Source organism: Betaproteobacteria bacterium (genome assembly GCA_016791345.1).
Taxonomy (GTDB): domain Bacteria; phylum Pseudomonadota; class Gammaproteobacteria; order Burkholderiales; family JAEUMW01; genus JAEUMW01.
Genome location: JAEUMW010000168.1, coordinates 1 through 5,510 on the forward strand (window position 1 = coordinate 1; position 5,510 = coordinate 5,510).

Here is a 5,510-nt window from a genome sequence, read left to right on the forward strand (position 1 = left end):
GTCGACCGGGGACGTCGGGTTGGTGACGGCCGGAGGGACGAGCTCGCGAACGCGCTGTTCCCACAATTCCCTCGTGATGGTGAGCAAGACGGGACCAACAACGAGCCCCACGAGACCAAGCACCTCGAAGCCGCCGAGGCAGCCCATGAGGATCCAAACGAAGCGCAAACGGGTCGCGTCGCGCGCGATCACGGGCCGCACGATCTTGTCGCCGCAGAACAGGACGGCACACCCCAGCCCGAATGAGAGAAGCGCCGGCGTCGCGGCGCCCGCCATGGTGAGTTTCAACGCCAACGCGGCAACGGCGACATAACCGAGGAAGGGGACCAGCGCGAGCGAGCCGGTGATCACGGCCCACAGTGCGGCGTGCGGCACGCCGGCGACCGCGAACGCGGCCCAGGATGCGAATCCATCGAACAGCCCTACGACCAGCATGCTGCTGACCGAAGCGCGCAGGGCCCGCACGCCGAGATCGACATAAGCTTCGGCCCGCTCGCCGATGCGCCGACCAAGCAGTCGGCTGAATCCGTCCGCGAGTGATTCGCCTTCCTGATACAGGTAGAACAGTACCAGGATCGTGAACGTGACGATGAACAGGTGTCGAATCATGAAATGTCCGAGAGGCTGCGCCCAGGCAAGGAGCGCCGTTGCGTCCATCCGTTGCACCCATAGCAAAAGAGCTTCGGGGTGCGCGAGCTCGCTCTGCCAGCGGGCAGCCACCCACGGTCCGACCAATGGCAAGTTTTCCAGCCCGTGAGGAACGGCGATTCCCGTCTTGTCGGCGGCTGCGATTTCCAAAAGTAGTGAGTGGGCTTCAGTGAGCAGTGCACCGAAGCCAAACATCAACGGTGCCAGCACGAAGATCGTCATCACGCATGTGAAGATGAGAGCAGTCGCGCTTCGCGGCATTCGCCGCGGCAGGCGAGCTGCAAACTGCCGGTAGAGCGGCCAGCTCGCGATCGCAGTCACGCACGCCACCAGCAAAGCATCAAGGAAGCTGTGCAGAATCCAAACGGACAGGGCGACGATCAGCGCGCCATAGAACCAGCCCCCGGAGAGCATGACCTTCGTGGCAAAGCGAGCACTGCCGGCTGGCTGGCCGGGGACGGTGCCGCTGCCCAGTTGCTTCCTCCCTTGCTCCATGAGTGTCCAGCCTCTCGCCAACGTAGCGGCGGTTCCGTTTCTTCGCCAGCGGCAAGCCATTCTAGAGCTAGAGCCTGCGCTCACGCCAAGTCGTAAGCGACACGTCCCGATCCGGTCCGGGTTTTGGTGCGGCAGCCGGTCAGACCCCGCGCGCGATAGCCGCGGTTCGGAATGCCGTGTTCAGACCAAACATCGACTTTTTGCTTACCACTCCCCGATCGGATGCCCCTAGCCTGAAAGCTCACGACAGCGGAGCGGCATCGGTGGCGCTCCCGAGTCACGAAACGATGAAGCCATGACCGAGAAGCCCGATCACTTTCTTATCGCCTGGTGGGCGGACAACCTGGACGAGCTCGACCGTGAGATTGCCAGGCTGGCAGCGCTGTGCAAGATGAGGATTCTCGATCCCGGAATCATTGATCGGGTGCTCAAGAAGGACGCTTCCGTGTGCGGCACAGACAATCCCGCGGCTTTCGCGAAGCTGCGCGAGTTACTGATGATGCATCTCGCGATTCGCAACAAGTCGGCCAACGCAGTCGGCCAGGCGCAAACAGCGGCGATCGAGGCTTACATCATCGACCGGCTGAGAAAGACCTTCCCCGAATTGGGAGAGGGAGAGGGGCCGCCCGCGTGAAGCTTTGATCGGAAAGGTCGGAAGACGCCGAGAGAGGCTGAAGAGCAATGGATGCGACGTTGGTGACTGCGATGGCTGGCGTGCTGGGGTCGCTTGTGGGCGGCTCCGCAACGGTCGCGACTGCGTGGGTCACCCAGCGGACACTCAGCAGGCGCGAGCTGGTGCGGGAAGAATTGCGCCGGCGTGAGGTGCTCTACGGCGAATTCATCGGCGAAAGCGCGAAAGTCCTCATGGACGCGTTCACGCATACGCTGGAGAAGCCCGAGGCGTTGTTGACCTTCTACGCGCTGCTCAGCCGCATCCGGCTTTCCGCATCGGACGAAGTTCTCACGGAGGCAGAACGTCTGTTGACGCGCATCACGGAACAGTATTTCTCGGGGAACTTGACGGTGGAGGAGATACGCCAGCTTGCGCATTCGGAGGACGCTGACCCACTGAAGGCATTTGGAGAGGCTTGCCGCGTGGAGCTCAAGTCGATGCGGGGGCGGGCGTAGTCTGTATCAGATGGAGGTCACGTGGCGCATGCTTACCAAGTTCCGACCGAATGCCGACGCTTCACCGACGACTCCCCGCGGGGCTTCCGCTAGCCTGTCTCCCGCGAAACCCATCGACCGACAAGAGGAAGCGTCGTGAAAAACTCTCTCGCCGTGGCCCTTCTCGCCATGCCGATCGCCGCAGTGATGCTGGCCGCGTGCAAGCCGGACCAGCCGCCCGAGGCGCTGCGGTCGGTTCGCACCGCCGAGATCCGCTACGACCAAGCCCAGGAAACGAACCGCTACACCGGCACCGTCCAGGCGCGTCACGAGGTGGACCAGGCGTTTCGCGTCGGCGGCAAGATCATGGCACGCAAGGTCGACGTCGGCCAGACCGTGCGCGAGGGCGACGTGCTGGCGGTGCTCGACGACACCGACTACCGGCTCGCCGAGGAAGCGGCGCGGCAGCAGTCGATCGCCGCGACGACAGCGGCGCGGCAGGCCGAGTCGGATCGGCGGCGGAATCAGGAGCTGGCCGGCGACGGTGCGGTCAGCACGGCCGAGGACGAGCAGACGCGAACCGGGGCGGTCCGGACGAAGGCGGCGGCCGAGGCCGCAGCGCGTGAATTCGAGCTCGCCCGCAACCGGCTCAAGTACACGGTCCTGCGCGCGTCGCGGAGCGGTGTCGTGACGGCGGTGAAAGCCGAGAGCGGACAGGTCGTCGCGGAGGGACAACCGGTCGTTTCGATCGCGAACCCGGGCGAGCCCGAGATCGTCGTCGACGTTCCCGAAGACCAGGTCGCGACGTTCAAGACGGCGCGGTACCAGGCGTCGCTCAACGCGACGCCGGACCAGACGTTCGAAGTCGCCCTGCGCGAGCTCGCGCCGCAGGCGGCGGCGCAGACGCGAACGTACCGGGCCCGACTGAAGCCGGTGACCGCGCGGCCGCTGCCGCTCGGCGCGACCGCCACGCTCGTCGCCAAGCGCAATTCAGGGGAACAGGCGGTGGTGGCGATCCCGGCCAGCGCGATCACCCAGAGCAAGGGCCAACCCGCGCTGTGGGTCGTCCGTCGCGCGGGTACCGAGCCCTCCGGAACCGTCGAGCTGCTTGAAGTCGCTGTGCGCGGATATCGCAACGACGAGGTGCTCGTCTCCGGGCTGCCGGCCGGCGAGCTCGTGGTCACCGCCGGAGTGCAGAAGATGGCGCCCGGACTGCGCGTCGCGCTGTCCGGTGCGTCCGGCAGCAATGCGGCGAAGCAGGCCGCCAAATGAAATCGTTCAACCTTACCGAGTGGGCGCTCAGCCACCGCCCGATCGTCCTGTTCCTGATCCTCGTGATCACCATCGGTGGCGTGCTGGGCTTCGCGAAGCTCGGCCAGCTCGAGGACCCGAACTTTTCCGTGCCGTCGATGACCGCGATCGTCTTCTGGCCGGGCGCGACAGCGCAGCAGATCCAGGACCAAGTGCTGAACCGCATGGAGAAGAAGTTCGAGCAACTCGACCACTTCGAGAAGGTCAAGACCTATGCGCGCCAGGGCTACGGCGCCATGCTGATCACGGTGGTCGGCGGCACCTCGCACGCGGATCAGCAGGAGGCGTGGTACCAGGCGCGGAAGAAGTTCGGCGACATCAAGCTCGAGCTTCCCGAAGGCGTCGTCGGCCCGATCTTCAACGACGAATTCGGCGATGTGACCGGGCTGCTGTATGCCGTGAAGGGCGACGGCGTCAGCCTCGCGGAGCTTTCCGATATCGCGGAAGACATCAAGCGGCGCCTCCTCAAGGTGCCGATGGTGAAGAAGGTCGACCTCTACGGTAAGCAGGCAAAGCGGGTCTACGTCGAGTTTTCGCACCAGCGGCTGGCCGCTCTCGGCATCACGCCGGTCATGATCGCCGAGAGCCTGAGGAACCAGAATAGCGTCCTCGCGGCCGGCCAGATAGAAACGCGCGGCGACCGCGTGCTCATGCGGGTGAGCGGCCAGTTCGCCAGCGTGGACGACATCCGCAACGTGCCGGTCGCCGCCGGCGGCCGGCTGATCAAGCTGGGCGATTTCACGACGATCTCGCGCGGCTACGAAGATCCGCCGACATACACCGTCCGCCACAACGGGCAGCAGGTGCTGATGCTCGGCATCACGATGACCGACGACGGCAACATCGTCGATCTCGGCAAGGCGATCGAGCAGGCGGTCGCCAAGGTGCAGGCGGAACTGCCCTACGGGGTCGATCTCGAGCGCGTGGCAGACCAGCCCACCGTCGTTAGCGAATCCATCTGGGAGTTCGAACGCTCGCTGCTGGAAGCGCTCACGATCGTGCTTGCGGTCTGCCTGATCAGCCTCGGCTGGCGCATCGGCATCGTCGTCGGGCTCTCGGTGCCGATCGTGCTCGGCGTTGTCGCCCTCGTGATGCTCGCGATGGGCTGGAATCTCGAGCGCGTCTCGCTCGGGTCGCTGATCATCGCGCTCGGCCTGCTCGTCGACGACGGCATTATCGCGGTCGAGATGATGGTGGTGAAGATGGAAGAAGGCTGGGACCGGCTCAAGGCGGCCGCCTATTCCTACGCCGCCACCGCGATGCCAAGGCTGACCGGCGCGCTGATCACCACCGCGGCCTTCATGCCGATCGGGTTTTCCAAGTCCACCACCGGCGAGTACGCGGGCGGCATCTTCTGGATCGTCGGCACGGCCGTGCTGTTCTCGTGGGTGGTCTCAGGCATCATCACGCCCTACCTCGCGGTCGTGATGCTGCCGAAGGATTTCGGCCAGGGGCACCACGGCGACCCGTACGACACACCCTTCTATCGGAAGCTCCGCCGCGTGATCAACCTCGCCCTCGAGCGGCGCTGGTGGGTGATCGGCGCGACGGTGGCCGCCCTGGCGGTCGCGATCTGGGGCAGCCGGTTCGTGCCACAGCAGTTCTTCCCCTCGAGCTCGCGCCCGGAACTGGTGGTCGAGCTGAGACTCAAGGAAGGCGCTTCGTTCGCCGCGACGACCGAGCAGGTGAAGCGAATGGAGCAGGTCTTCGCGCAGGACGAGGACATCCGTTTCTTCACCGCCTACACCGGTGCCGGACAGCCGCGCTTCTATCTGTCGCTCGATCCGGAGCTGCCGAACCCGGGCTATGCCGTCTTCATCGTGATGACCAAGGACACGCAGGCACGTGAGCGCGTCCGCTCGCGCCTGATGACCATGGTGAACGACGAATTCCCGCAGGCGTGGGTGCGCATCACGCGTCTTGAGCTCGGCCCGCCGGTCGGCTTCCCG

The 5,510-nt window shown here is 65.2% G+C and carries 5 protein-coding genes; 4 read left to right on the forward strand and 1 reads right to left on the reverse strand.

The annotated features are described in order from the left end of the window. A partial coding sequence (locus JNK68_06580; GenBank protein ID MBL8540022.1) for an AI-2E family transporter occupies nt 1–1,143 on the reverse strand: 1,143 nt, incomplete at its 3' end. Between the two features lie 295 nt (nt 1,144–1,438). On the opposite strand from JNK68_06580, the gene JNK68_06585 reads away from it, so the two are divergent. The 4 genes from JNK68_06585 to JNK68_06600 form a co-directional block, all read left to right on the forward strand. Continuing rightward, nucleotides 1,439–1,777 (forward strand): hypothetical protein, encoded by a 339-nt coding sequence (locus tag JNK68_06585; protein MBL8540023.1) that lies wholly within the window; start codon nt 1,439–1,441, stop codon nt 1,775–1,777. A gap of 47 nt (nt 1,778–1,824) precedes the next feature. Further along, on the forward strand, nt 1,825–2,271 hold the full coding sequence (locus JNK68_06590) for a hypothetical protein (protein MBL8540024.1): 447 nt from the start codon (nt 1,825–1,827) through the stop codon (nt 2,269–2,271). 135 nt (nt 2,272–2,406) lie between these two features. Next, nucleotides 2,407–3,522, forward strand: coding sequence for an efflux RND transporter periplasmic adaptor subunit (locus tag JNK68_06595; protein MBL8540025.1), 1,116 nt, complete (start codon nt 2,407–2,409; stop codon nt 3,520–3,522). Then, on the forward strand, nt 3,519–5,510 hold a 1,992-nt coding region (locus JNK68_06600; protein MBL8540026.1), incomplete at its 3' end, for an efflux RND transporter permease subunit. The genes JNK68_06595 and JNK68_06600, both read left to right, overlap by 4 nt.

What these genes read in the sequence shown, in the direction of transcription:
- JNK68_06590 (MBL8540024.1), top strand. Translation starts at nt 1,825, where the DNA reads ATGGATGCGACGTTGGTGACTGCGATGGCTGGCGTGCTGGGGTCGCTT.
- JNK68_06585 (MBL8540023.1), top strand. Translation starts at nt 1,439, where the DNA reads ATGACCGAGAAGCCCGATCACTTTCTTATCGCCTGGTGGGCGGACAAC.